Origin of the sequence: Myroides sp. N17-2 (assembly GCF_002286775.1) — a bacterium.
Taxonomy (GTDB): Bacteria; Bacteroidota; Bacteroidia; order Flavobacteriales; family Flavobacteriaceae; genus Flavobacterium.
Window position 1 is genome coordinate 1 of record NZ_NSGJ01000043.1, and the last position, 23,259, is coordinate 23,259.

Annotated in this window: 23 protein-coding genes; 12 read left to right on the top strand and 11 right to left on the bottom strand. The window is 32.6% G+C overall.

Annotated elements, in window-relative coordinates; translation table 11 throughout:
* The first annotated feature begins 133 nt into the window (after positions 1-133).
* From CF599_RS15540 to CF599_RS15595, 12 genes are all read left to right on the top strand, one after another.
* Positions 134-661 carry an NADPH-dependent FMN reductase gene (locus CF599_RS15540; protein WP_121966903.1) on the top strand — a complete coding sequence of 176 codons (528 nt, stop codon included), beginning with the start codon at positions 134-136 and terminating at the stop codon, positions 659-661.
* A gap of 239 nt (positions 662-900) precedes the next feature.
* Positions 901-1,986: a hypothetical protein gene (locus CF599_RS15545; RefSeq protein ID WP_158221789.1), complete on the top strand. Its 1,086-nt coding sequence runs from the start codon at positions 901-903 to the stop codon at positions 1,984-1,986.
* A 240-nt stretch (positions 1,987-2,226) separates the two neighbouring features.
* Entirely contained in the window at positions 2,227-3,378 is a 1,152-nt protein-coding gene (locus CF599_RS15550; RefSeq protein WP_121966905.1) for an AAA family ATPase, read from the top strand.
* A gap of 34 nt (positions 3,379-3,412) precedes the next feature.
* Positions 3,413-4,015, top strand: coding sequence for a hypothetical protein (locus CF599_RS15555; RefSeq protein ID WP_121966906.1), 603 nt, complete (start codon positions 3,413-3,415; stop codon positions 4,013-4,015).
* Between the two features lie 155 nt (positions 4,016-4,170).
* A complete protein-coding gene (locus CF599_RS15560; RefSeq protein ID WP_121966907.1) occupies positions 4,171-6,231 on the top strand; it encodes a S9 family peptidase in 2,061 nt (686 codons plus the stop codon).
* A 74-nt stretch (positions 6,232-6,305) separates the two neighbouring features.
* Positions 6,306-7,334, top strand: a complete 1,029-nt coding sequence (locus CF599_RS15565) for a PLP-dependent cysteine synthase family protein (RefSeq protein ID WP_121966908.1) — start codon at positions 6,306-6,308, stop codon at positions 7,332-7,334.
* Positions 7,335-7,436: 102 nt separating this feature from the next.
* Positions 7,437-7,610 (top strand): type II toxin-antitoxin system Phd/YefM family antitoxin, encoded by a 174-nt coding sequence (locus CF599_RS15570; protein ID WP_121966909.1) that lies wholly within the window; start codon positions 7,437-7,439, stop codon positions 7,608-7,610.
* Between the two features lie 139 nt (positions 7,611-7,749).
* Positions 7,750-8,364 (top strand): Vat family streptogramin A O-acetyltransferase, encoded by a 615-nt coding sequence (locus CF599_RS15575; RefSeq protein WP_121966910.1) that lies wholly within the window; start codon positions 7,750-7,752, stop codon positions 8,362-8,364.
* 55 nt (positions 8,365-8,419) lie between these two features.
* On the top strand, positions 8,420-8,647 hold the full coding sequence (locus CF599_RS15580) for a type II toxin-antitoxin system Phd/YefM family antitoxin (protein ID WP_121966911.1): 228 nt from the start codon (positions 8,420-8,422) through the stop codon (positions 8,645-8,647).
* Positions 8,648-8,803: 156 nt separating this feature from the next.
* Entirely contained in the window at positions 8,804-9,214 is a 411-nt protein-coding gene (locus CF599_RS15585; RefSeq protein ID WP_121966912.1) for a hypothetical protein, read from the top strand.
* A 22-nt stretch (positions 9,215-9,236) separates the two neighbouring features.
* The gene (locus tag CF599_RS15590) at positions 9,237-9,935 is read left to right on the top strand and encodes an SH3 domain-containing protein (protein ID WP_121966913.1); all 699 of its coding nucleotides are present in this window, start codon (positions 9,237-9,239) and stop codon (positions 9,933-9,935) included.
* A 104-nt stretch (positions 9,936-10,039) separates the two neighbouring features.
* On the top strand, positions 10,040-10,750 hold the full coding sequence (locus CF599_RS15595) for a hypothetical protein (RefSeq protein WP_121966914.1): 711 nt from the start codon (positions 10,040-10,042) through the stop codon (positions 10,748-10,750).
* Positions 10,751-10,822: 72 nt separating this feature from the next.
* Here the strand turns inward: CF599_RS15595 and CF599_RS19670 are convergent, their stop codons facing one another.
* The 11 genes from CF599_RS19670 to mobA all read right to left on the bottom strand — a co-directional run bounded on the left by CF599_RS19670 (position 10,823) and on the right by mobA (position 22,998).
* Entirely contained in the window at positions 10,823-10,975 is a 153-nt protein-coding gene (locus CF599_RS19670; RefSeq protein WP_173835566.1) for a hypothetical protein, read from the bottom strand.
* A gap of 77 nt (positions 10,976-11,052) precedes the next feature.
* Positions 11,053-12,558, bottom strand: a complete 1,506-nt coding sequence (locus tag CF599_RS15600) for a SulP family inorganic anion transporter (protein ID WP_121966915.1) — start codon at positions 12,556-12,558, stop codon at positions 11,053-11,055.
* 296 nt (positions 12,559-12,854) lie between these two features.
* Positions 12,855-13,757 (bottom strand): YafY family protein, encoded by a 903-nt coding sequence (locus CF599_RS15605; protein ID WP_121966916.1) that lies wholly within the window; start codon positions 13,755-13,757, stop codon positions 12,855-12,857.
* On the bottom strand, positions 13,736-14,308 hold the full coding sequence (locus CF599_RS15610; RefSeq protein ID WP_121966917.1) for a metallophosphoesterase: 573 nt from the start codon (positions 14,306-14,308) through the stop codon (positions 13,736-13,738). Before CF599_RS15610 ends, CF599_RS15605 begins: the two co-directional genes overlap by 22 nt.
* Positions 14,295-15,968, bottom strand: a complete 1,674-nt coding sequence (locus CF599_RS15615) for an ATP-binding protein (protein WP_121966918.1) — start codon at positions 15,966-15,968, stop codon at positions 14,295-14,297. The genes CF599_RS15610 and CF599_RS15615 overlap by 14 nt, the downstream gene beginning before the upstream one ends.
* A gap of 61 nt (positions 15,969-16,029) precedes the next feature.
* Entirely contained in the window at positions 16,030-16,320 is a 291-nt protein-coding gene (locus CF599_RS15620) for a cyclic-phosphate processing receiver domain-containing protein (RefSeq protein ID WP_121966919.1), read from the bottom strand.
* Between the two features lie 54 nt (positions 16,321-16,374).
* Positions 16,375-18,618, bottom strand: coding sequence for a DUF262 domain-containing protein (locus tag CF599_RS15625; protein ID WP_158221790.1), 2,244 nt, complete (start codon positions 18,616-18,618; stop codon positions 16,375-16,377).
* Positions 18,608-20,416 (bottom strand): DUF262 domain-containing protein, encoded by a 1,809-nt coding sequence (locus CF599_RS15630; RefSeq protein ID WP_121966921.1) that lies wholly within the window; start codon positions 20,414-20,416, stop codon positions 18,608-18,610. The genes CF599_RS15625 and CF599_RS15630 overlap by 11 nt, the downstream gene beginning before the upstream one ends.
* Positions 20,413-20,904: a 3'-5' exonuclease gene (locus tag CF599_RS15635; protein WP_121966922.1), complete on the bottom strand. Its 492-nt coding sequence runs from the start codon at positions 20,902-20,904 to the stop codon at positions 20,413-20,415. Before CF599_RS15635 ends, CF599_RS15630 begins: the two co-directional genes overlap by 4 nt.
* Positions 20,905-21,293: 389 nt before the next feature.
* Positions 21,294-22,559, bottom strand: a complete 1,266-nt coding sequence (gene mobB, locus CF599_RS15645) for a conjugal transfer protein MobB (protein WP_121966924.1) — start codon at positions 22,557-22,559, stop codon at positions 21,294-21,296.
* Between the two features lie 4 nt (positions 22,560-22,563).
* The gene (gene mobA / locus CF599_RS15650; protein ID WP_121966925.1) at positions 22,564-22,998 is read right to left on the bottom strand and encodes a conjugal transfer protein MobA; all 435 of its coding nucleotides are present in this window, start codon (positions 22,996-22,998) and stop codon (positions 22,564-22,566) included.
* Between the last annotated feature and the right edge of the window lie 261 nt (positions 22,999-23,259).

Genomic DNA, 23,259 nt, shown 5'->3' on the forward strand with positions numbered 1-23,259 from the left:
CCTTCTTCGGATAACCTATTTACAGGTGTAAAGATCGGTTATCCGAGTTAAGAGGATGATTTAAAGCATATTATAGATATGAAAAGCTCCGATAAAAGTTTTTATCGGACACTGATGTAATTAAATATAAGCTATGAAAATATTAGGATTTGCTGCGAGTACATCAAGTACTTCGATTAATAAGAAGTTAGTAGAGTTCACTCTATCGATGTTTCCTGAAGGAGAACTTGAGGTGATTGATTTAAATGATTATCCTGTGCCAACTTTTTCGGTAGATCAAGAGAAGTTAGGTTTTCCTGAAGGAGCAAACCGCTTCTTAGAGAAGATAAACGAGTCAGATGCTATTATCTGCTCGATGTCTGAGCACAATCGCAATTGGACAGCAGCTTTTAAGAGCTTGTTTGATTGGTGTTCTCGTAAGGAGTTAAAGTTATGGCAAGAGAAACCAATGTTTGTGATGTCAACTTCTCCTGGTGGATATGGAGGTCAGAACTCACTGAATATCGCCAAGACTGTATTTCCACAGTTCGGAGGTCAGCTTATAGATACATTTGCACTGCCTAAATACTATGAGAATTTTGATGAGGTTAATGGTATTGTCAATGCAGAGCTATTAGCTGAGTTAAAAGAGAAAATAGCGAAGTTTAGAGGGGGACTATAGTAGTTTTTTTGATTTGTAATTTTTGAAAGCCAAGGATGAGAGTCTTTGGCTTTTTTAGTGTTGTATGTGGTTGGTTTATAGTATTGTAGTGTATTTATGGTAAAAGAAATATAGTTAAGTTGTTATAGGAAATGTTTATTCTTTAATAGTCAAATTTATATATAACTTAGCTATATTTGTTTTAAGTGTAATTTAAAACTATATTACTATTGTTATCTATATTAACATTTTCGGATAAAGTGGCTATAACAGGTATAATTGTACCTATTATTGTTACATTGATTTTGCATAAAAGGTTCAAAAAAAACAAATATGTTTTTTTTGAAAGAAAATTAACTCAAATAAATACTCAAAAAGTAACAGACTTCGAAAATGTTAGAATTACTTATGAAAATACAGAGGTCTATAATTATTTGAATTATTTGAGTGGAACTGTTATAATGCTTGGAGAAAAGGATGTAACTCCAAGTGATATATTTACTCCAATTACCTTTATATTGGATAAAGATTTGGGTTGTTGGAAAAGCTTTAATGTATTAGATACTAATACTTTGTTACAATACGAGGTTTTAACTGATTTAAATAAAACTTCTATAAAAACTGACTTAATAAAAGTTAATGATACAATAAGTTTTGAAGCATACTTCACTTCAGAAAATACTAATTATACAATATCACATCGTATTGCAGAAATACAAAATTCCGTGCTTATTTTGAAAGAATCAAGTCAGAGCACATATATTTCTTATGCTATAGTATCGAGTTTAGTTATATTTTTTTATTCAGTTATTTTATTTTTATATCCTTTTGGAATTTCAAACTCAAAAATTAATAGTGATAAAAATATATCTAAAACTGAATATTATTATGAAGAAAAGCCTTTAATCAATAGATTAGATTCAATTGAAAAGAATTTATTTAATTATGATTATTTAATTTATGTAAATAATGTAGCTCTTAAAAATGACTCTGTATTTAGAAAAAACTATGATTTAAATATGGGAAAAAATAAGGATGTATTTTATGATCAAAAATATGAGGATTATTACTCTATAATGAATAAGAAGAACAAAATTTTTATAGATCTTAATTTGAATAATAAATTTAGAGAAAATATCAAATATGCTATTAATGATTCAATATCGATTTCTTTCAGTAAAAATAGTTACGGAAGTTATGAAAAATCTAAAGGGACTGATTATTTTAAGTATTTCATAGTTTTTGTTTTTTTTGTTATTTATTCAATAGCTATAAGGTTTTTTATATTATCTATTGTTAAAATATATTATTTTTATAAAATAAATAAACTGTTTAGACGCCACTAAAGAAATCAGATTATGTATGCATAGCTTTTGATGTTATTTGAGTATTAAATGTTTATATCAATATTGAAGAGACTATGTAGCGCCTGAATCTGCAAGAAACTACCATGCGTATGGTGCGATACAGTATGAGGGGATTAGATGAATATATAGAAGTAGTAGTTGGGTGATTAATGTTATATAGGGCAGGTAGAGTATACCTTTTAAAGTAAAAACAGTATATTTGAAACAAATATATTACTAATGAAAGAGTCAATACAAATAAAGAATTTAGGACCATTAAGAGATATTGATATCAAAGATATCAAGCCTCTAACAATCTTGATAGGGGAATCGGGAAGTGGTAAAAGTACTTTAATGAAGTGTTTATCTCTGTTTAGGTATATTTTTAAAATGGAGAGTATTCGTTCTTATCTAAAACATAGTAAGATGTCTAAGAGTCCTTTTCGCTTTCATATCACTAAGCAACTTAAAGCATCAGGATTAGAAGAATATGTAGATGCTGATACCGAAATAATATATACTGTTACGTTTAAGGATGGTGAGGAATTTACTATAGTATTTAAAGATAAGAAACTTCAAAAGACATCAACGATTAGTGCAAGTAATTTGTATTTTACTAAGGTTAGTTTTGTGACTGAAGATAGAAACATAATTCCTCTGTGGGCTGATAATAGTGCATCAGTTGCAGGAGCTTATTTAGGTTTTTATTTTCACGAGGTTTATAAGGACTTTGATTTTGCTAATGAAGCTCTTAGACAGATAGATCTTAATCACGTAGGTCTTAGGTTTATAGTGAAAAAAGGAAGTAAAGGAAAAGAATATGTTGTAGAGTCAAATACGGATAATAAATATCAAGTTAGCTTTAAGAACAGTTCGTCTGGAACACAGAGTTCTGCACCTATTTCTTTAATCGCTAAGTACTTTTCTACTAAGTTTAATTTTGAAGACGCATTTAATCGCTCTGTTTTATCTTATCTATCTTCCATAGATAGTTTGACAGATTTTAGACCAATTAAGAACTTAAGCGATCTAAACAAAAAGATTTATATTCATATAGAAGAACCTGAACTAAGTTTATACCCTGACGCACAGTATAAACTGATGAATGAATTGATACAAGATTGTTTTAATAGAAACACGAATAACATTAACTTATTTATATCTACCCATAGTCCGTATATTATTAATCAACTTAATTTAATGATTAAGGCATACGATGTGAAAAGTGCAGATAATGATATAGCGAAGTATAACTATGATGAGTTGGCTGTATATCAAGTAGGAGCAGGAACATTGCAAAGCTTAATAGTAGAGAATGAACGATTAGTGAATACTAATCCTTTATCTGATACGATCGACTTTATATATGATCAGTACGAATCTTTAAAATAGCAATGGGACTAACTAATTAAAAAGCGAAATAACTATGGATAGATTACTTAAGGTTGATTTGACAAGTCATTTTGGAATACCAGTTAGTACATTGAGTATTACGCAAACTATAGCAAGTAACACCTTTGAGATAGACGATATAAATAGATCTTTAGTTATTAGCAGTGGTATTACAGATGGTGCGGTTAAGTATAATAATGGCTTAGGTAAAACATTCGAAGTTGTTGATTATGATGGTTTTCTTACAAGTACACCTCATGTCTTTAATCAAGGGAAAAAGAGATGTGATGTTATATGCTATACAAGTAATGATAAGTCTTGGTTTTTACTTAATGAATTAAAGGATAGAAAGGTTAATAATAGTGTATTAACTAAAGCTATTAGTCAAATGCTAGGTACATTAGACGTGATTATGCAAGTACCTACTATAGTTGTGTTTATTAATCAGTTTGGCAATAAAAGATGTTGCTACTGTAATAAGCAATCTAATGCACCAGCTTTAATAAATGCACCAAATTCATTTAATCGAATGAATAGATTAGTTCCTAATGGCATAAAACTTTCTAATCCTAGTATAGAACGATATGGATTTGAATTGTATGAATATACAGGACAACAAACGATCAATATTATTTAAACAATAAACTAAAGCCAGAGACACTCATCTCTGGCTTTTTTACTTCTACCTCAAGTCCAATAAATGGACTAGTAGATCATTAATACTCATTTAAACCACGCTAACAATTATTTAAGTTATAAAACCTTACTTTTGTGTTTTAACAATTGAAAATAATGAGTAATAATATACAAGCGCCTATAGCTAAAGTGAAACCACACGAGCTAACAGCACATAATCATACAAGAATAGATAATTACTTCTGGTTAAACGATAGAGAAGACCAAGAGGTTATTGATTATCTAAATGCAGAGAACGCATTCTATCAAGCAGAGACTGCACATACTAAAGCTTTTCAGGTTGATCTATACGAAGAGATGAAAAGTAGAATAAAAGAGGATGATAGTTCATTGCCGTACTTCTATAACGGATATTACTATATCACTCGCTTTGAGAAAGGAAAAGACTATCCTATCATCTGTCGTAAGAAAGGTAGTTTAGAGGCTGATGAAGAGATTATGTTTGACTGTAATGTGATGGCTGAGGGGCATACATACTTCCACTTAAGAGGGGTGAATGTATCTGAGGATAACCAATGGGTAGCATACGGTACAGATACTGTATCTCGTAGAGAATATACACTACAAGTAAAGAATCTGATTACAGGAGAGATATCTCCTATCTCTATAGAGAAGACTACAGGTAGCTCTACTTGGGCTTCTGATAATAAGACTTTATTCTACTCTCGTAAAGATGAGGTAACACTTCGTGCAGATAAAATCTATAAGCATAAGTTAGGTACAGCGATTACAGAAGATGTAATGGTGTACTACGAAGCTGATGACACTTTTGATACGCATATCTTCAAAGAGAAATCACGTAAATACTTAGTTATCGCTAGTGAGAGTACACTGACTAGTGAGTTCCAAATATTAGAATCAGCGAATCCTGATGGGGAGTTTAGAATGTTCCAAGAGAGAGTACGTGAGTTAGAGTATAATATCTCTCACTATAACGGACATTTTTATATTATGACCAATTTAGATGATGCAGATAACTTTAAGTTGATGCGTTGTCCAGAAGATAAGACTACTGTTGAGCATTGGGAAGAGCTGATTGCTCATAGAGAAGAAGTATTGTTAGAAGGAGTGGACATCTTTAAAGATTACTTAGTGATCTCGGAGCGTTCTAATGGATTGGTTCACTTAAAGATTCAACCGTGGGATAATAACCAAGAGGCATACTACTTACCATTTGAGAGTGAAACGTATAATGCTTATACAGGTACGAACTTAGACTTCGATACAGAGATATTGCGTTATGGATACCAGTCTATGAATACGCCATCATCTGTAATAGACTTCAATATGCGTACGCGTGAGAAGGAAGTGAAGAAAGAACAAGAGGTATTAGGGACTTTTGATAAGAACGATTATATAGAAGAGCGTATCTGGGCTACGGCTAAAGATGGAGTGAAAGTACCGATGTCTATCATTTATAAAAAAGGAATGAAGAAAGATGGAACTAATCCATTCTTACAGTATGCGTATGGTTCATATGGATATTCTATGGAGCCTTATTTCTCTACTACGCGATTAACTTTATTAGACAGAGGATTTATCTATGCTATCGCTCATATTCGCGGAGGAGAAGATATGGGACGTCAGTGGTATGAAGACGGGAAGTTATTAGAGAAGTGGAATACATTTGACGATTTTATCGCTTGTTCTGAGCACGTGATAGCAGAAGGATATACATCAGCAGAACATCTATATGCAGAAGGTGGTTCAGCAGGAGGGTTGTTAATGGGAGTAGTGGTGAATAAACGCCCTGACTTGTATAACGGAGTGATTGCTCAAGTGCCTTTTGTTGATGTGATGACGACTATGCTTGATGATACGATACCTTTGACTACAGGAGAGTATGACGAATGGGGTAATCCAAATGAAAAAGAGTACTATGACTATATGCTGTCGTATTCGCCATTAGATAATGTGGCAGCTCAAGATTATCCTAATATGTATATCTCTACAGGTCTTCACGATAGTCAAGTGCAGTATTGGGAACCTGCGAAGTGGATAGCGAAATTGAGAGTGATGAAAACGAATGATAAGCAACTTTATTTAGATACCAATATGGAGGCTGGACACGGTGGTGCATCAGGACGTTTTGAGGCGATTAAAGAAGTAGCAAAAGAGTTCGTTTTTATGTTCGATTTAGAAGGGATAAAAGAGTAGTGGCTTTGTTTTTTTAGTAAATTTGTTAGTATAACATAGACGGTTTAATAACCGTCAATAGTAAATAAGATATTATGAAAGATGAGATTCAAGCGTATGATAATGTATTAGCTCTTATAGGAAATACGCCAATTGTAAAATTGAGTAAAGCTACTAAAGAGTTGAAGGGGAATTTCTATGGAAAAGTAGAAGCTTTCAATGCGGGTCATTCTGCAAAAGACAGAGTGGCAATGCACATTATCGAAGCAGCTGAGAAAAAAGGAATATTAAAACCTGGTAGTACTATCGTAGAAACGACATCTGGTAATACTGGATTTAGTATCGCTATGGTAAGTGCGATTAAAGGGTATAAATGTATCTTATCAGTGAGTGATAAGTCTTCTCCTGACAAAATAGATATGTTACGTGCAATGGGGGCTACTGTATATGTATGTCCTGCTAATGTAGCGGCTGATGATCCACGTTCATATTATGAGGTGGCAAAGACAGTGCAGAAAGAGACGCCAAACTCTATCTATATCAATCAATATTTTAATGAGTTAAATACTGAGGCGCATTATGCTTCTACAGGGCCTGAGGTATGGGAACAGACGGGGGGTAAGATTACGCACTTCGTATGCTGTTCTGGTACGGGAGGTACTATATCGGGTACTGCACGTTATTTAAAAGAGATGAATCCTAATATCCAGATCTTAGGAGTGGATGCTTATGGGTCTGTATTAAAGAAATACCACGAGACAGGAGAGCTTGATCCTAATGAGATAGCTCCTTATAAGATAGAGGGATTAGGTAAAAACTTGATACCAAGTGCTACTGACTTCTCTGTGATCGATAAGTTTGTAAAGGTGACGGATAAAGATGCTGCTCAGACAGCACGTGAGTTAGCTCGTACAGAGGGATTATTCTTAGGATATACTTCTGGAGCGGTACTACAAGCGACGAGACAGTATGCAGCAGAAGGAGCTTTTGATGAGAATAGCGTAGTAGTGATGTTATTCCCTGATCATGGTTCTCGTTATATGAGTAAGATCTATAGCGACACTTGGATGGAGCAACAAGGGTTCTTAGATGGAGAGCCAAAGAATGAAATAAACTACGTGTAGTAGTCATAAATTATTGAGGTAAATTCTGTTTATTTAATATTTTTTTGAGTAAAAATCATTAAATGGTTCGATTGTTGTATTTGTATTAGAAAATGTACAAAAATGAAGAAACAGATTAGTCTAAATGATTTTAAAGAAGATGTGTCAACTTACATTGACTATGTGATGGAAAGTGGACTTGACTTAATGGTCAAAGAGTGCGAAACTACTGGAATAGTAATTATACCAATAGAAGAGTATAACGCTCTTAAAAGTATAGTGAGCCAACAAGCATAAATGCATAACAGCAGAAGTTGATACACAACGTAAGAAGTATAATATGCACCTCTTCCTTTTAGGTTGAGGTGCTTTTTTTTTGTTTTATCTTTGAGAACTTAAAGACTGTATTGGTCTACTTGTTTAAAACTAATTAATGATGAATATACCAGATAGCAACGATAAGTTTCCATTAGAACATTATAATAGATTGTGTTTTCTAAAAAACATAATTACGAATCCCAATATTATAGTAGGGGATTATACCTATTACGATGACTTCGAGAGCGTAGATAACTTTGAGAAGAATGTGAAGTATCACTTTGATTTTATAGGTGACAAGTTGATTCTTGGGAAGTTCTGTATGATAGCGTCAGGCGTTACATTTATTATGAATGGAGCTAATCATAAGATGGATGGGATAACAGCTTATCCGTTCAATATCTTCGGTAAAGACTGGAAAGTAGCAGAACCTAAGTTGTCAGATCTTCCTTATAAAGGAGATACTGTCATAGGGAATGACGTATGGATAGGAACGAATGTAACGATTATGCCGGGAGTGAAGGTAGGTGACGGTTCTATTATTGCCTCTAATGCAACAGTTACAAAAGATGTTGCGCCATATAGTATCGTAGGTGGTAACCCTGCTAAAGAAATTAAGAAGAGATTCTCAGAGCAGAAGATACAGGAGCTTTTAGAAATGCAATGGTGGAACTGGGATATAGAGAAGATAACAACTAATCTTAAATACCTTACTGATAAAATGGAAGGGTAAGTGTTTTATTATTAGTGGTATTGTATTTGTGACTATATAAGTAAACAAAAAAGTTATGATAGTAGATATAGCTAAATTTAGAAAAGACATCAAGTCTTACTTTGATTGGGTTTCCAGAAGTTCAGAGGCTTTAGTGATTAGTAATGGTAGCGATAAGGGAGTGGTACTAATGTCATTAAAGGAATATAATTCTCTAATGACCACTAATCACGAGTTGTCTTCCAGAAAGAATGAACAGCGACTTGACTCAGCAATAGAGAAGATGAATAAAAGATCACAATAGAAGCATTCCTTATGGGAGTGCTTTTTTATTTAGAAATAATTTATTCATTATGAGGGAGTTGTTTTTTTGATAGTATCATATGATACTATCAAAAGTAAGTATACTTATTGTTTTTTTTGTAATTTAGATAATGTGTTATCATTAAACTAACTTGTTATGAGAAAAAATCTACTGTTTATATTGTTAGTTCTAGTTTGGGTAAGCTGTAAGCCGAAACAGATATTGGAGACTACTTCTTCTTCTTCTTTATTACATGTAGCTAATCGTGAATATGGATATTCTCCTTATAATCCTATAAATGTAGGAGGTGTAAAGCAGAACAGAGGCCCTCAGAATCAGATAGAATACTTAAAGGATTTGACAGATTTAGAAGGAAATAGTTTATCATTCTATAGAGTAGGTAGTTGTTGTCATTTTGATACTCCGAATGGGTTATTTAATGGAAGAGGAGTATTGGATATTTATGCAGTTTATGTAAAAGGAAAAACGGATACTGTAAGACTTTATCTAAATCTGTATGATGAGGGGAAGTTATATGCTCCACGTGGGTTTAAGTTTAAGATGTAGGATTAAAGAAGATGTTAGAGACATGAAAAGAATAGGTTTATTATTGATACTATTAATATGCAGTACATCGTATGGACAGTTAGCCAAAGTAGTGGATAAAGATGGGTATGTGAATGTGCGAAAGGAGGGGAATGCGAATAGTGAGATAAGAAGTAAATTGGATGCAGGAGAAATAGTATTTCTATTTGAAGTAGATGAAAAAGCACCTAATTGGTCTATTATTGAAATGAGTAAACGCAATGATGTAAGTGGTTATGTACATAACTCTCGTTTAAAGATGTTGGATACATATACTCGTATTCCTTTAGTAAGTTCAAGTAAACAGGAGTTGAAGTTTTCGGGCAATAATGTCACTGTTACAGTAGGAATTGGAACTTTTGACTACACTAAGAATAAAACTAAGTTTACAAAACAAAAAGGCAGTGACTTTTTAGAAACATATAACGGACAGGATATGTGGGGAACTGATGGAACAATACCTACAGCTTATTATACTTCCATAAAGATAAATCAAAATGGGAAAGAAGCTGTCTTACCTACTAAAGCTTATGAGAATATGTTTAATCCAAGTGGAAAGGGTTATACTGACTGTTATTATGATAAGTCTGATAATACAATATATTTGACAGCTGACAATAGTGATGGAGCTGGATCTTATGTTGTAGTATGGGTGTTTAAAGATGGTAAGTATCAGTATAATAATGCTTTTATTCCCTTTTAAAAGAAATAGAGAAGGACAACTGATGAGGTTGTTTGTTTTGTTTATAAGCGTTTAACAGGGGGTAGCGAGTGTATATTGTTTACATTTACTCAAAAATAAAAAGAATGAAGAATATTGGTTTATTAGTATTGTTATTAGTGTGTAGTACATCTTATGGGCAGTTATTTGCTTTAGTAGATAAAGATGGGTATGTGCATGTCAGAGAGACAGGAGATAATAAAGCAAGTATCGTTAGACAGTTGGCTAGTGGTGACCTAGTGTTCGTATTCGATGAGGATTATGATAAAAAAGCTGATTGGCAAAATGTAAGCTTTTCTGATGAACGTATAGGTAAAGGCGGGTTTATTCATAACTCAAGATTAAAAGTACTAAGTACCTTTGATAAAATACCTCTTGCTAAAGAATCCTATACTAATATTATTCTAGAAGGGAAAGGGATAAAAATTGAAATGAATATTGAAGAAGTAGATTTTGAAGAGAATAAGCGTGATTTCATTCCACAGTATAAAACAGTCGATGGAGCATATAATTTAGTAGGTTATAAAGAACAAGAGGCATGGGGGATAGAAGGACTTCATAAGTTAAGTCACTATACTTCTATAACGATTAGTAAATATGGTAATACAATAGAATTACCTGTTTCTTCATTTGAGAATATGTTTAATCCTAGTGTTAAACCCAAGTGTGTCTTTGATAGAGAGAATGATACGATTTATATTTATACTTCTAATGGAGATGGTGCAGGGGCTTATATCGTAGCTTGGATTATAAAAGGAGATACTTATATAGGTCGTTTTGTAACAAGACCATTCTAAAAAGAACAAAGGACAACTGATGAGGTTGTCCTTTTTTTTATATACTTTTCGGAATTGACTGGTCAGTTATTCTTACTTTTTATCTTTAGGTAAATTAAATATAATAGCGATTAGAAAGAACCCTATACCTGTAATAGTGGGAGGTAACATATCGGCTTTTAAACCTAAGAATATTAGATAACCACCTAAGATAGCAAGTAGTACGGATAGTGATATTTTAAGCATAGTTATAGTGTTTTATTGATTGTATTAATCAAATATAAAGAATTAAGTCTAATAATGAGGGGGTTAACTGTGATAATCTAACTGTTTTCTAATAAGTTATCTTCAAATAGCTTAGAGTTGGTCATTAATCTCTTACCTTCAGTATTGATGTTTAGTAGTATAACCTGTTTATTATGACTTTTGTATTTATCTATTATCTTTTTGATTGCCTCAAGAGCAGACATATCGACTATTCGTGATTCTTTAAAGTCAATAATGATAGTAGAGGTATCTTTATGAGGAGTGAACTTCTCTGTAAAGGTAGTAGTGCTCCCAAAGAATAGGGGACCGTAGATAGCATATACTTTGTTTCCATTCACATCAAAGGATTTGCGGGCACGGATACGTATTGCATTATCCCAAGCAAAGACAAGTGCTGATACTATCACGCCGATTAGCACTGCTAAAGCTAAGTTATGTGTAGCAATAATAACAGCTGTAACAAGAAACAAGACGAAGACATCTGCCTTAGGCATACGCAGGACTAACTGAAAAGAAACCCACTTAAATGTAGTAATAGAGACGATTATCATTACCCCAACTAGTGCTGCTAATGGTATCTGCTCGATCACAGGCGCACCTACTAAAATGATGACTAATATAGTTAGAGAGCCTATGATAGCGGCTATTCTACTTCTCGCTCCTGCATCTAGATTGACTAAAGTCTGTGCAATCATAGCACATCCTCCCATACCACCAAAGAACCCGTTGGTAATATTAGCGATACCCTGAGCGATAGATTCTTTATTGGTATTGCCTTTTGTATTTGTGATTTCATCTACTATGCTTAGCGTTAGCAGAGACTCTACTAGTCCCACTCCTGCCATAACTAGAGAGAATGGCAGTATGATTTGTATCGTTTCTAATGTAAAAGGCAATGCAGGGATATGAAAACTAGGCAAACTCCCACTGATATGGGCAATATCCATCACTTTACGCGTATCAAGTTGAAAGAAGAATACGACTGCGGTGGTTATGATGATAGCAATAAGTGTGGCAGGTACTTTCTTTGTTATCTTAGGAAACAGCGTTACAACTAATATTGTAAGTACTGTTAGGCCTATCATCATATATAATGGTATGCCTGTCAACCAAGTGCTAATACCATCTACATTTATTTTAAATTGAGAAATCTGTGCAAAGAAAATGACTACAGCTAATCCATTTAAAAAGCCATACATGACAGGTTGTGGAATAAAACGAACAAATCTTCCTAGTTTAAGAATACCTACGAGTATCTGAATAATACCTGCTAGTATAACTGCCGCAAATAGATATTCTATGCCATACATCGCTATAAGAGATATCATCACGATAATAGTAGCACCTGCTCCACCTGATACCATACCTGGGCGGCCTCCAAAAATAGCCGTTATAATCCCCATTAAGAACGCTGCATAAAGTCCTGTCAAGGGGTGTAATCCCGCTAATATCGCAAAGGATAATGACTCTGGTATCATAGTCATAGCAACCGTTAGACCTGCTAAGATTTCATTCTGAATAAGGATATTATTGTTCTTAATTCCCAGTATATTTTGTAACATAAAATGTTGTAGATTTTAAAAATGTAAATGTAATGGATTAATAAAGATGCAGTAATTGATTAGATCAAAAATATATTGGTTTTACTAATGTGAGAAGGGTTTTCTAGTGTTTATATTTTAAAGTATTCAGGAAAAAGCCGTATCGGTTGAATACAAGGTTTTTATAGAGATAATCAAAGAAGTCAGGTAACGATTTGGTAACGGTGCTTATTGCTTTATTTTTCAACGTGTTTCCGTTAGCTCAAAGCAAATATACAAAATTTTAATTTTTCGTTATCAATATATTTATGCAGTTTCTACTCTTCATATGTACTTTGAATATTTCTAACAGTTGATTTTAAATCATCAATCAAGCTTTGAGGTTTAAGTACTTCAAGGTTTTCTCCAAAGGATAAAAGTTCCATAAAGAAATCGTGTGTAATGAATAGTTTAAGCTGTATTCTCAATTCATCTTCATTATCTATCAGAATTTGCTGAGAATCGTGTAACGGCAATGATTTGATATATTTCCCCTGAAATGCATTGAAAGAAAGTACTACATCTTCTGGCTGATGACCGTTCGGACTGATAATACCAAAGCAGTATCTGTAATGTTCATTTACATCAAAATCTTTTGGAAAGTTGAATTTCTTATTCAAAATTTCTAAATCTGTTAAACGGTCAAGGGCAAAACTCTTTATCTTATCATCACCTAAATCTTTTGATAAGACATACCATCTGTTTTTGAATTCTTTCAGAGCATATGGTTCTACTATGCGTTTAGTTAACTCATCTTCCCAATATTTTTGATACACAAATTTTATTTGAATCTGATTTTTAATAGCATGAAGTACTCCATACAGATGTTCAGTACCTTGAGGTTTCCGTTTTTCAAAATGAATATGCTTAGAAAGCCTATCTGTTAAATTCAAAGCATTAAAGGTGTCGAAAGCTTCTAATATCCTTTCATTTGCTTCTGGTTGTTCATCAAAATCTATGTAATAGACTTTTTTAGAAAAGTCAAACAAAATATCGATATTGTATAAAGAACGAATATCGTCTCTATCTCGTTGAAATGTACGCTTTGAAATATTGAAATTGTAAGCTTGAATTTCTGATTCCAAGGCAAGATATTCTTCAATTTCAGCAAATGTTGCAGGTCGTTTTCTTAATTTTTTTATGATGATATTATACCTTGCTATTGATTCTCTTTTTGACATAACTTATGATAAATAGATGCGTTAATATACTGAATGTTTTTGTATTTTGTTTTTCCATAGTTGGAATGATTGTGACCAAATATGTGGTATTTTGGTGCCAACTGAAATATAAAATTACTAATTTCTTCACTGCCAAATCCATTGTATAGAATACCGTAAGGAGGGTAATGTGACGCAATGATGTCAATTTTATTTTTCGTTTCAATACCATTATAAAAAGGGAAAGCACTGATTCCCATTATGTTTATTTCACTTATTACTATCGCTTCGTCATTTAACCAAATAATGTCTTTAGGAATCAATCTTTTACCCCATTCTGGTTCTAACTCGAAAGGCAAATCATGATTTCCGTGAATAAATATTTTATGAGGTATTTCTAATTGAGCGTACCATTTAAAAAAATCCAAAACTTCATCCATATCTCCTGCATTACAAATATCTCCACAATGAATTACAATCTGAATGTTTTTAGGAATATCGATTAAACGATGTTTGCCATGCGTATCTGATAACAATAAAATGTTTTGGCTTTTAATTTTAATCGTGTGCATAGCCAAATCCAATTTTAGTTGTTTTTGTTATTATGGATTCCTCGCTACAAAATGAATGTATTTCTTCAAAGTTGGTCATTGTGCCGTGAACGATTTCCTGTATTTCACTTTTACGAATAATATTATCTATCTGTCCACCTGAAAAGTCAAATTTATCTGCGAGTATTTGACAACTCTTTTCATCTAAATGTGATAATTTTGATTTCCATATTTTAGCTCTTACCTTTTTTGTGGGTTTCTTGAACTGTACTTTAAATAAAAATCTTCGTTCAAAAGCAGTGTCCAAATTATTAGCTAAGTTGGTAGTTGCCATTAAAATACCTTCAAAGTTTTCAAGCTCTTCCAGTATAATATTTTGAATAGCATTTTCAGTTTGAGCCACATTGGAATTACTGTTTTCTTTCCTTTTAGAAATAATGGCATCAGCTTCATTGAAAAGTAAAATAGGTGTTAGTTTAGATTCTTTTGCATAAGCTCTGTAATCTGTGAAAATACGTTTAATGATTTTTTCACTTTCGCCAAACCACATGGATTTTGACTGACTGATTTCCACTTTCATTATTTCTCTGTCTGTAGCTTTTGCCAATTGTTTTACAATTTCGGTTTTTCCTGTTCCAGGTGCGCCATGTAACAAAACTGCAATTCCTTTGGGTAAACCTTTATTTGTTAGTCTTGTCTGTGTTTCATTAAACTTGTCTTCTTGAAGTAAATTTCGAAGTGTTTCTAATTGATTCATCTCGCCCCTATCAAAAACCAATTCACGATAAACAATTTCCGAGGGAATAATGATATTATCTTTTCTCTTTTTGTTTAGAAAAAGTTTAATGTCACAATCATTCAGAAGTTGAAGAGAAGTGTCCGTCAATCTCATTTCTGTATCATTGAAAAATTGAGCTTCTATAATTTCAACCAAATTATTGTTAATAAGGATATGATTGCCAGATAACAATTTTTGTACTTCATTTACTCTCTCTGATGGACTATCATAAATACCATCCAAAGCTCTTCCAATATCTGTAGATTCATTTCCTGATACTGTTTTCCATATTAGGTACAAAAACATATAAGCATCCTCTGTGCTAAAGTTGAATTGCTTTACTTTTTCTATTAACGGAAAATGTGTGTTGTCTGCAATCAATTTTTCAACTTCTCGAAATAGTTCAAAGGTTGAAATTTTATCATCGTCCCGTTGGTCGCCCAGTTTGTATAACTGTTCTAACAAATCTATTATACCATTTATCTTCTTCTTGTTGATTTTGGGCAAAGGTTTGTTTTGCAAAATAGCTTCTGTTATTTTTTCGTGAATAACAAATTGGTCATTAGCTCCCGCCAATTTCACACGGTGTCTTGATTTCTTTTTTTCAAAAATCCCAACTTTATGTAAATACTCAAAATCATCGCTGTATTCTAAAATTTTCATTGGATTACATTCAAAATAATCTATTAAATCGTTTAAATCAACAGTATCTCCTTTGTAGTTTAGCGCAAAAACCATTGCAATGAAAAAGGTTTGTTTCTCGGACGTTTTAAAATATTGGGAAAGTGTATGTAGTTCAGGTTTGATGCTTTCAAAAAATGAATTTTCAAGCTTACAATTTTTCGCTTGTTCATACACTTTCCCAATGCTTTCCAGAATTTGCTTCTTTGTGATACTTTTCATAACCCTAATCTTTTTTGACAAAGGTAGATGGAGAGTAAGACAAGGTACGGCGTGGTTTATATTAGCCTTTTATATTCTTTTTAAAATTCTGTAGTAATGATAATATATTTTCTTTACCAACAGGATTTTGACTATGTACATCAAATTTTGGCAATCGGAAATTATTATCTAAACAATAATCTACGAGCCATTTAGCACAATCATATCCACTCTCTTCGAGTCCTAAATCGTGGTCAAATGAAATAAAATCAGGCAGTCCGCTATCAGTAATGTAAGTTACAAACTCCGCATACGAACGAACACCTATATGTCCGTCAGGGATCGGGCGAATATCGTCAAGGTAGAGTTTCATATTGTTACATTTTGCAAAAACATCAACTTATTTAGTTTTAGGTAAATTGTATTTTTACAATTGAGAATTTTCCAGAATATTCCGAGCATTTACCAATTCTTTAATTTTGTTCTCTACCTTTGTAAAATCAATATTATTATCAATTAAACAAGTACAAGATTTTGTAATTTCAATTTCCGTATCCTTGTCCAAATCTTCAATCTTTTCTATATTTTTTATAAAACCTAAATCTTCAAGTTTTTTAACTACTTCGTTTGGTAAACTACGTCCATTTCTGTCAAAGAATAACAATGAAAATTTATCGTTTAAATAGCGAATATCTAATGCAAAATGATAATTTTTATACAGCCAATTATCAACACCTGCACAAGGTTCATAATCAGCACTGTCCCAATAAAAAGTATTTGTAAATGGATTAAATTCAGATTCTTTTAATTTTGTTTTGTAAAAAACATACGACCTCAACTCTGCTTTTCGTTTCCATCTATTTGCGTTACTTCTTGCTAAATAAATCTGCTTATCGGTTTTATCAATCTGATAATTCTCACAATATTCAACTATTCCAACATTTTTAATGAATAGAGACTTCCAATCCGTATTATTTTCCTGAAAATCATTAACAATCTGTTGTAAACTATCTTTTAGATTATCAGCATCAACATTATCTAATAATTGCTTTAAGTAACTGCTTTTGGTATCATCACTAAATACTTTTCGCCAATTATCCATTTTTGCTCTTAAACTATTTTCGAAATTGCAGAATGTATAATGTCCTGAAATAGCAGGTAAATAATCTCCAAAAGTCAGTAATGCTCTTTGAAATAAACAATAGTGTTTGTTTTGAAACTCAGAACCAAATAGCTCATTCAATTTTTCGGAATAACCTGAAAAGTTATCAATATCATACCCATTATTTGTTTTTGCATAATCTAAAATAAAGCCGATTTGTCCATTGAAATAAGAATGATTTTCTGTTTTTTCGATTACTTCACGCCATTTATTTGAATTGCCAAAAAGAACTAGTTTTGCTTTTATCTTTTCTTCTTCGACTTGATTCTGGAGGAATCCTAAAACTTTATTTTCTGGAATAATTATATACCCATAAATGTCTTCGATATTCTTTGCTAAATTTTTAATAGAGCGAATTGCTTTATAAAACTCGTGAGGTGCTTGAATAAGTGAATTGTTAATTAAATTTTTGCAAATCCTTAACCATCTGTTGTATGCTTCAAAATTTGTATTATTGACATCTCCACAGTGAATAAAGAATTGAGCAACAGCATAAAACCGAAGATATTCCCAATAATCAGGGTTTGGCTTTAAAAACTCTTCAAAATACTTTTCAGCATCTTTATAAGTTGTCAAAGCATCAAATATTTTTGAAATGGTTTTTAAGTACTCAGATGAATAAATTTCTTTGTATCTGCTGAATATCGCAAAATTATCTTTATCGATTTTATTAATATCCTTATTTTCTACCCAAAAACATAGCGAGATGTTTTCAATGAATTTTAAATATTTTCTATCAATTTCTTCCAAGTTAATTTGTAGGTTGTCTTTCTCAAACTTCCAAAAAATATCCAACCACTCATTATCTAATTTTGATTTATTATCTTGGTCAAAAAGAACTGAAAAATTTGCTTTGAAATTTTCAAAATCGGTGAGCGGTTTTCCACGAGAATTCATTTTTACATAAATTTCATCATCTAGTTTGAATTGTTCTAATGGTAAAAAATGAAAAATCACAGGGCAATTTTCACTACACAACAAATTGAATAAATCTTCATTTGGATTTGTAAATTTCTGTTGAATAACATCTAGCATTTTCAACATCGCTTTTATTGTCGGGTCACTTTTCCATGATAAGAAAAACCATTTTGCGTTGATAATCTGTTCGCTTATTTTTTGTTCAGGATTATATTTAACGCTTTCTTTTACTAATTTCAAGCAAAAATCTTCCGAACTCGGACGAGTTTCATAAGTGAATTTCGATAAAACTTTATTGTTTTCCTCAGTCAAGGTTCCTAATGATAAAAACCAATGTAATAAAAACAGAGTTGTTAATCGTTGTTGTCCATCGAGTGGAATCAATTCTTGATTATCTACTTTTCCATAAACAAAATGCAAATTGATTTTTGTTTGGCTTCTCAACGATTTTTCCATATCACCAACAATATCACATGCTGCTTTTTGTAGGTCAGAATATAATCTATCTTGAACATAATCTCTTTGAATTGCAGGAATTTCTATCGTGTATTCGGAAATTAAATTCCAAAAGCTAAATTCTTTATTCTCCATAATATTCTTTCTTGATTTTAACATAATCTGTTAATACGCTTTTCATTTCTGCAAGATATGCGTCCATATCTTTTTTATCCCATTTTACATTTTGTTCTACATTTTTCGAGTAATATTTCAAGAAAACATTTTTAGTGCAAATGGGAATAAACGAACCTTTTTCATCTAGTAACTTGATTTTATCTCTTTTTCTGTGGAAAGGCGAGTTATTTAAGCTTGAATTGTCGGATGGTGTCAGCAATGCGAGATTTTTTATCGAATGAATGGTTGAACCTGCGTCGGATGATAAATCAAATATTTCCTTCTGTAAATTAACAAATCGGGTTTGGTCAATATCAGGCATTGCAAGTAATTCAATAATCTCTTTTGATAATTCTGCTTGTTTAAAAATGAAAAAATCATTTTTTTGTTCTTCTAATAATTGTCTTTTATCTTTTTCATTTGTAATTTCTTCGGATAGCTGAGCATGAATATGTTCTAAACTCCAACTTGAAATTCTGTCAAAAGAAAATTTGTTAAACCCTCCATTCATTGTTGTAATAACATTGAAAAGCAACAGAATTTCCTTTGCTTTTTTAGTATTATCGTCATAACCGATTTCATTGAAATCAATTTCGTCAAAATGTGATTTTATTTTTTCTTGCAGTTCCTTAACAAATTGAGATTTTGAATTTGTTTCGGCTAATTCCTTTACCTTTTCAATGGTGTTTTCAGCACCTCCAACTTGTAATAAAAAACCGATGAGATGAAAATAAATGTATTTATTTTCTTCATCTTTATTGCTATACCATTCTACAAAAGTGCGATAATAGGTTTTTATTTCGTCCCAAAGAAAATCACGAGTATTACTGAATTTACTGCCTTCATAAATTTTTATATTTTTTAAAATCAAATCATTAAATACATGGAATGACCAATACCTGTCAAGGTTTTTGTTAATTTTCGGATTGGTTTGTTTTTCATATTTTGTAGCAACCAAATCAAAAATAAATTCAATATGGTTTAAGTATGACTTTGAGGGATTTATAAAATGCCAAAAATCTTTTTTTCGTAATGTGTTTTCAATATCGTCCCATTCATAACCGATTTTTATTTGATGTTTCTTTTTGTCTTTATCACTATCAGTTAAATAAAAAATTGCTTTAATTAGTTCTGCATTTGTCAAATCAATTTTTCCCTGATTGTATTTTGCAAAGGTTACATTTGGCTTTTCTTTTGTATCGCTATTTATGTTGATTGGGTACCAAATAAAACGAATGTTGTTTGCTTCATCATCATCATTTTCATTAGGTTCATGAGAAATTAAAGTGTCTACAAATTTTCCAATCGTAGGTTTATTTTCTTCAAACCATTGTTTGATAGTGAGAAAAGCATCGCTCATTCGATAAAAATCAATATTGGTTTTGTTTAATTCTGTTGTTAAAGTAATATCCTTCAAAAATTGTCTGCTACTATAATTATCTTTTTCCCTAGTTTCATATTCAATAGAAAATAAATCAGTTGGTATCCCATAGTCGCCTTTTGTGGAAAGATATGATAAAAGAATATAAACAGATGTAAGCCGTTGTTGTCCATCTACAACTTCCCAAACCTCGTTTTCTTTTTGTGTTACAATCAAAGGTTGAAGACAATAAAACTCGCCAATTCCCTTATCTTTCTTTTTTTGAAATTCAAGAATATCATTTAGTAAATCAATAATTTGTTGTTCTTCCCAACGATACCCTCGTTGATATGCAGGAATAAAAAAGCTCATTCCCAATAGTTCACTAATTGGTTTTGTTGATATGTTGTTGTTCATTTTTTATTCTGTTTTATACTTTGCAAATGTATCAAAAACAATTCAGCACAGGCTTTAGCATCGCTTAAAGCATCATGATGATTTAATGAAATTTGATACTGATTACACAATGACGCTAAATTTTGTCTAAAAAGACGATATGTACAATGTTTTTCATATTCGGGATTTTCCATTCCATAATATTCCAATGTTTTTTCTAAAACTGGAAAATCAAAAGACAAGCCATTGTGAGCTACAACGGCTTGTCCTTTGATATAAGGTTCTATTTTGTGCCAGACTTTGTCAAAAGTGAGGGCTTCTTTTGTCATATCTGGAGTTATGCCGTGAATGTCAATAAATCTTTCCCAATAATAATTATTTGGTGGTTGTATTAATAAATTTACTTCATCAGTGATAATACCATTATTGACACGAACAAGTCCAACCTGACAAATACTCCAACGATAACCTTGTGCAGTTTCAAAGTCTATTGCGGTAAAACATTCCATTTACAAAGCAGGTGCATGTTTTCCTTTGTGTGAGCCATTTGGGTGTCTCATACACGAACCACTTGTTAAGCTTGAAAGAGATGAATACTTTGTCCCGCAATGCTTACACACATACTGCGATTTTTCGCTTCCCTCATATAGTTTGTGTTTTCCTTTATGAGAGCCATTGGGATGTCGCATACACGAACCACTTGTTAGACTTGATACGCTGGAATACTTTGTTCCGCAATACTCACAATAATAATTTGCCATAATCTGTAATGTTTTATATTATGCCTACTCTCAAAGTTTTCAGCTTTCCTTATTTTACATAGCAAAAATACTTAAAGAGTAAGCCAATCCGTGTCACACTCTAAATTATAAAAAAAATAGCACTAAGAATCTGTATATTATCTTCTATGTTTTGGATGTTTTTTCTTCTTCATCCGATTAGCAAACTGTTCTTCTTCGTAATCCTCGCCTTGTGCATCGGATAACAGGCTAAACAATCCCAAATCGGTATTAGGCGAATGTTCCTGTGAGAGAAACTCAAAAAGGTCTTTTGTCGGTAGATTGTCTATTTCATTTGCTTTAGAAACAGGGTTATCTTGTATCTTCAATTCGGGTTTATTGTCATTGTTCCACCAATCGTTAAACATATTTGCCGATAAGTTTCTGTCTAATTGTGAGCCGTTCCAAACGGTTCGAACTTCGTGATCAATAAAGGTCATACCGTAAATTCGTCCTTCACTATTACGTCTTACAACTGTATTAATACCCTGCTCGGTCAACTGCTTTTTAAAATCTGTTTCGTTGCTTGTGGTATGTATGGCAAGCTCCACCGTATTTTTCAGAACAGACCTCACAGAGCTGGTTTTCATTTTCTCTTTGGACTGCTCAAAGTGTTTTTGCAGATGTGCAACGCCTGCATCTTTCCCGAAAAGTGATGCTTTGAACGGATTGCTTACCTTGTTTCCGTTTTCGTCCAATGCTACATATATCAATCCGTTTACGGGCTGTCCGTTTCGCTCGCCTTTGACTTCTTCCGCTGTAATATTGAAAAGTGACAACAAAGCGTTGTAACTACCCATAGTAGAAAAGTTATAATACTTTGGTAAATACCGTACTACCGAAGCAATCTGACTTTTGATGTCTCCATTTTTATGATTTACAGGTTTGAAAACTTTATTCGTTTGTTTCTGCTCCTGTTCCGTTGCCTTTTTCATATTATATTTCTGTTCCAAATCCCGACAGATAGCCATTGAGCGTGGATGGTCGTAATCATCGGGGATTTTCTTTCCGTCAATACAAACACAGGTCGAAACGATATGAATGTGCGTTCTATCAATATCCGTATGTTTGAAAACAATATAGGGCTGACTATCATATCCCATACGCTCCATATATACACGAGCCATTTCAGTAAACTGTTCGCCGCTGACCTCGTCTTTCGGATCTGGGTTCAACGATATATGCCGAACCGTCTTTTCTGTTTTGATATTTGCTGATAAATACGGCTCAAAACATTTATTAAAATAGGCAACGGAATACTTACCGTCCACTGTGTCGGGTATCTTGTTCAGTAATAAAACCGCTCCGTTTTCATTGTCCACTTTCTGTTGATTGTACAGAATCGCTCCGTACATATTGCTTCCTTTTCCGATTTTTGCAATCATATTTTTATTCTTTTTTCAGATAATTTGCTTCAAATTCCTGTGTCAAACGGATGATTTCCTTAGTGACTTTTACCAATTCTATGGTTTCTTTTTCCAATTTAAAAAGGTACGTTCCTGCTTTTTTATCTGAAAAATTGCGGTACAATATCTTCACAATCTGATTATAATTAGTTCCGATTGCCCTAAATTGGCTAAAAAATCGGGTCAACTTTTCGTGATATTCTATTGCATCCATATCAATTTTAACGGTCTTTACCGTCTTCTGAAAGATGCAAGCTGTAATAAAATGAGCTATTACTTTCATTTCTGATTGGTCAAAAAGGGCAAGAAACTTGGCATTGTCTTCTGCATTTAGGTTAATGGAATACCGATTGACCGCAGGGTCGGTCTTCGGTTTTCTTCCTGTTTTTCTAATCTGTTTTCTGTTTTTCTCTTCCATAATAATCCATTTTAATTTTTAATAAACGTGCGACTTCGGAGCCGTTTCCAGCCCCCTGCAAGGGCAAGTGCTTTTGAGGTGCCGAAATTTATTTCGAGTACCTCAAAAGATAACTTGCTCTGAACAGGAGTTCAGAAAAATCCGTTTTGCAAACGGATTGGAGTTAGCAGGGAAAACCCATAGCTTCCATTACAAATTTCGGTAAGACTATTTGAATAACAACTATTTACAACAATGACAATGAACGCCAAATGATGCCAC

What these genes read in the sequence shown, in the direction of transcription:
- CF599_RS15540 (WP_121966903.1), top strand. Translation starts at nt 134, where the DNA reads ATGAAAATATTAGGATTTGCTGCGAGTACATCAAGTACTTCGATTAAT.
- CF599_RS15550 (WP_121966905.1), top strand. Translation starts at nt 2,227, where the DNA reads ATGAAAGAGTCAATACAAATAAAGAATTTAGGACCATTAAGAGATATT.
- CF599_RS15555 (WP_121966906.1), top strand. Translation starts at nt 3,413, where the DNA reads ATGGATAGATTACTTAAGGTTGATTTGACAAGTCATTTTGGAATACCA.
- CF599_RS15560 (WP_121966907.1), top strand. Translation starts at nt 4,171, where the DNA reads ATGAGTAATAATATACAAGCGCCTATAGCTAAAGTGAAACCACACGAG.
- CF599_RS15565 (WP_121966908.1), top strand. Translation starts at nt 6,306, where the DNA reads ATGAAAGATGAGATTCAAGCGTATGATAATGTATTAGCTCTTATAGGA.
- CF599_RS15570 (WP_121966909.1), top strand. Translation starts at nt 7,437, where the DNA reads ATGAAGAAACAGATTAGTCTAAATGATTTTAAAGAAGATGTGTCAACT.
- CF599_RS15575 (WP_121966910.1), top strand. Translation starts at nt 7,750, where the DNA reads ATGAATATACCAGATAGCAACGATAAGTTTCCATTAGAACATTATAAT.
- CF599_RS15580 (WP_121966911.1), top strand. Translation starts at nt 8,420, where the DNA reads ATGATAGTAGATATAGCTAAATTTAGAAAAGACATCAAGTCTTACTTT.
- CF599_RS15585 (WP_121966912.1), top strand. Translation starts at nt 8,804, where the DNA reads ATGAGAAAAAATCTACTGTTTATATTGTTAGTTCTAGTTTGGGTAAGC.
- CF599_RS15590 (WP_121966913.1), top strand. Translation starts at nt 9,237, where the DNA reads ATGAAAAGAATAGGTTTATTATTGATACTATTAATATGCAGTACATCG.
- CF599_RS15595 (WP_121966914.1), top strand. Translation starts at nt 10,040, where the DNA reads ATGAAGAATATTGGTTTATTAGTATTGTTATTAGTGTGTAGTACATCT.
- CF599_RS19670 (WP_173835566.1), bottom strand. Translation starts at nt 10,975, where the DNA reads ATGCTTAAAATATCACTATCCGTACTACTTGCTATCTTAGGTGGTTAT.
- CF599_RS15600 (WP_121966915.1), bottom strand. Translation starts at nt 12,558, where the DNA reads ATGTTACAAAATATACTGGGAATTAAGAACAATAATATCCTTATTCAG.
- CF599_RS15605 (WP_121966916.1), bottom strand. Translation starts at nt 13,757, where the DNA reads ATGTCAAAAAGAGAATCAATAGCAAGGTATAATATCATCATAAAAAAA.
- CF599_RS15610 (WP_121966917.1), bottom strand. Translation starts at nt 14,308, where the DNA reads ATGCACACGATTAAAATTAAAAGCCAAAACATTTTATTGTTATCAGAT.
- CF599_RS15615 (WP_121966918.1), bottom strand. Translation starts at nt 15,968, where the DNA reads ATGAAAAGTATCACAAAGAAGCAAATTCTGGAAAGCATTGGGAAAGTG.
- CF599_RS15620 (WP_121966919.1), bottom strand. Translation starts at nt 16,320, where the DNA reads ATGAAACTCTACCTTGACGATATTCGCCCGATCCCTGACGGACATATA.
- CF599_RS15625 (WP_158221790.1), bottom strand. Translation starts at nt 18,618, where the DNA reads ATGGAGAATAAAGAATTTAGCTTTTGGAATTTAATTTCCGAATACACG.
- CF599_RS15630 (WP_121966921.1), bottom strand. Translation starts at nt 20,416, where the DNA reads ATGAACAACAACATATCAACAAAACCAATTAGTGAACTATTGGGAATG.
- CF599_RS15635 (WP_121966922.1), bottom strand. Translation starts at nt 20,904, where the DNA reads ATGGAATGTTTTACCGCAATAGACTTTGAAACTGCACAAGGTTATCGT.
- mobB (WP_121966924.1), bottom strand. Translation starts at nt 22,559, where the DNA reads ATGATTGCAAAAATCGGAAAAGGAAGCAATATGTACGGAGCGATTCTG.
- mobA (WP_121966925.1), bottom strand. Translation starts at nt 22,998, where the DNA reads ATGGAAGAGAAAAACAGAAAACAGATTAGAAAAACAGGAAGAAAACCG.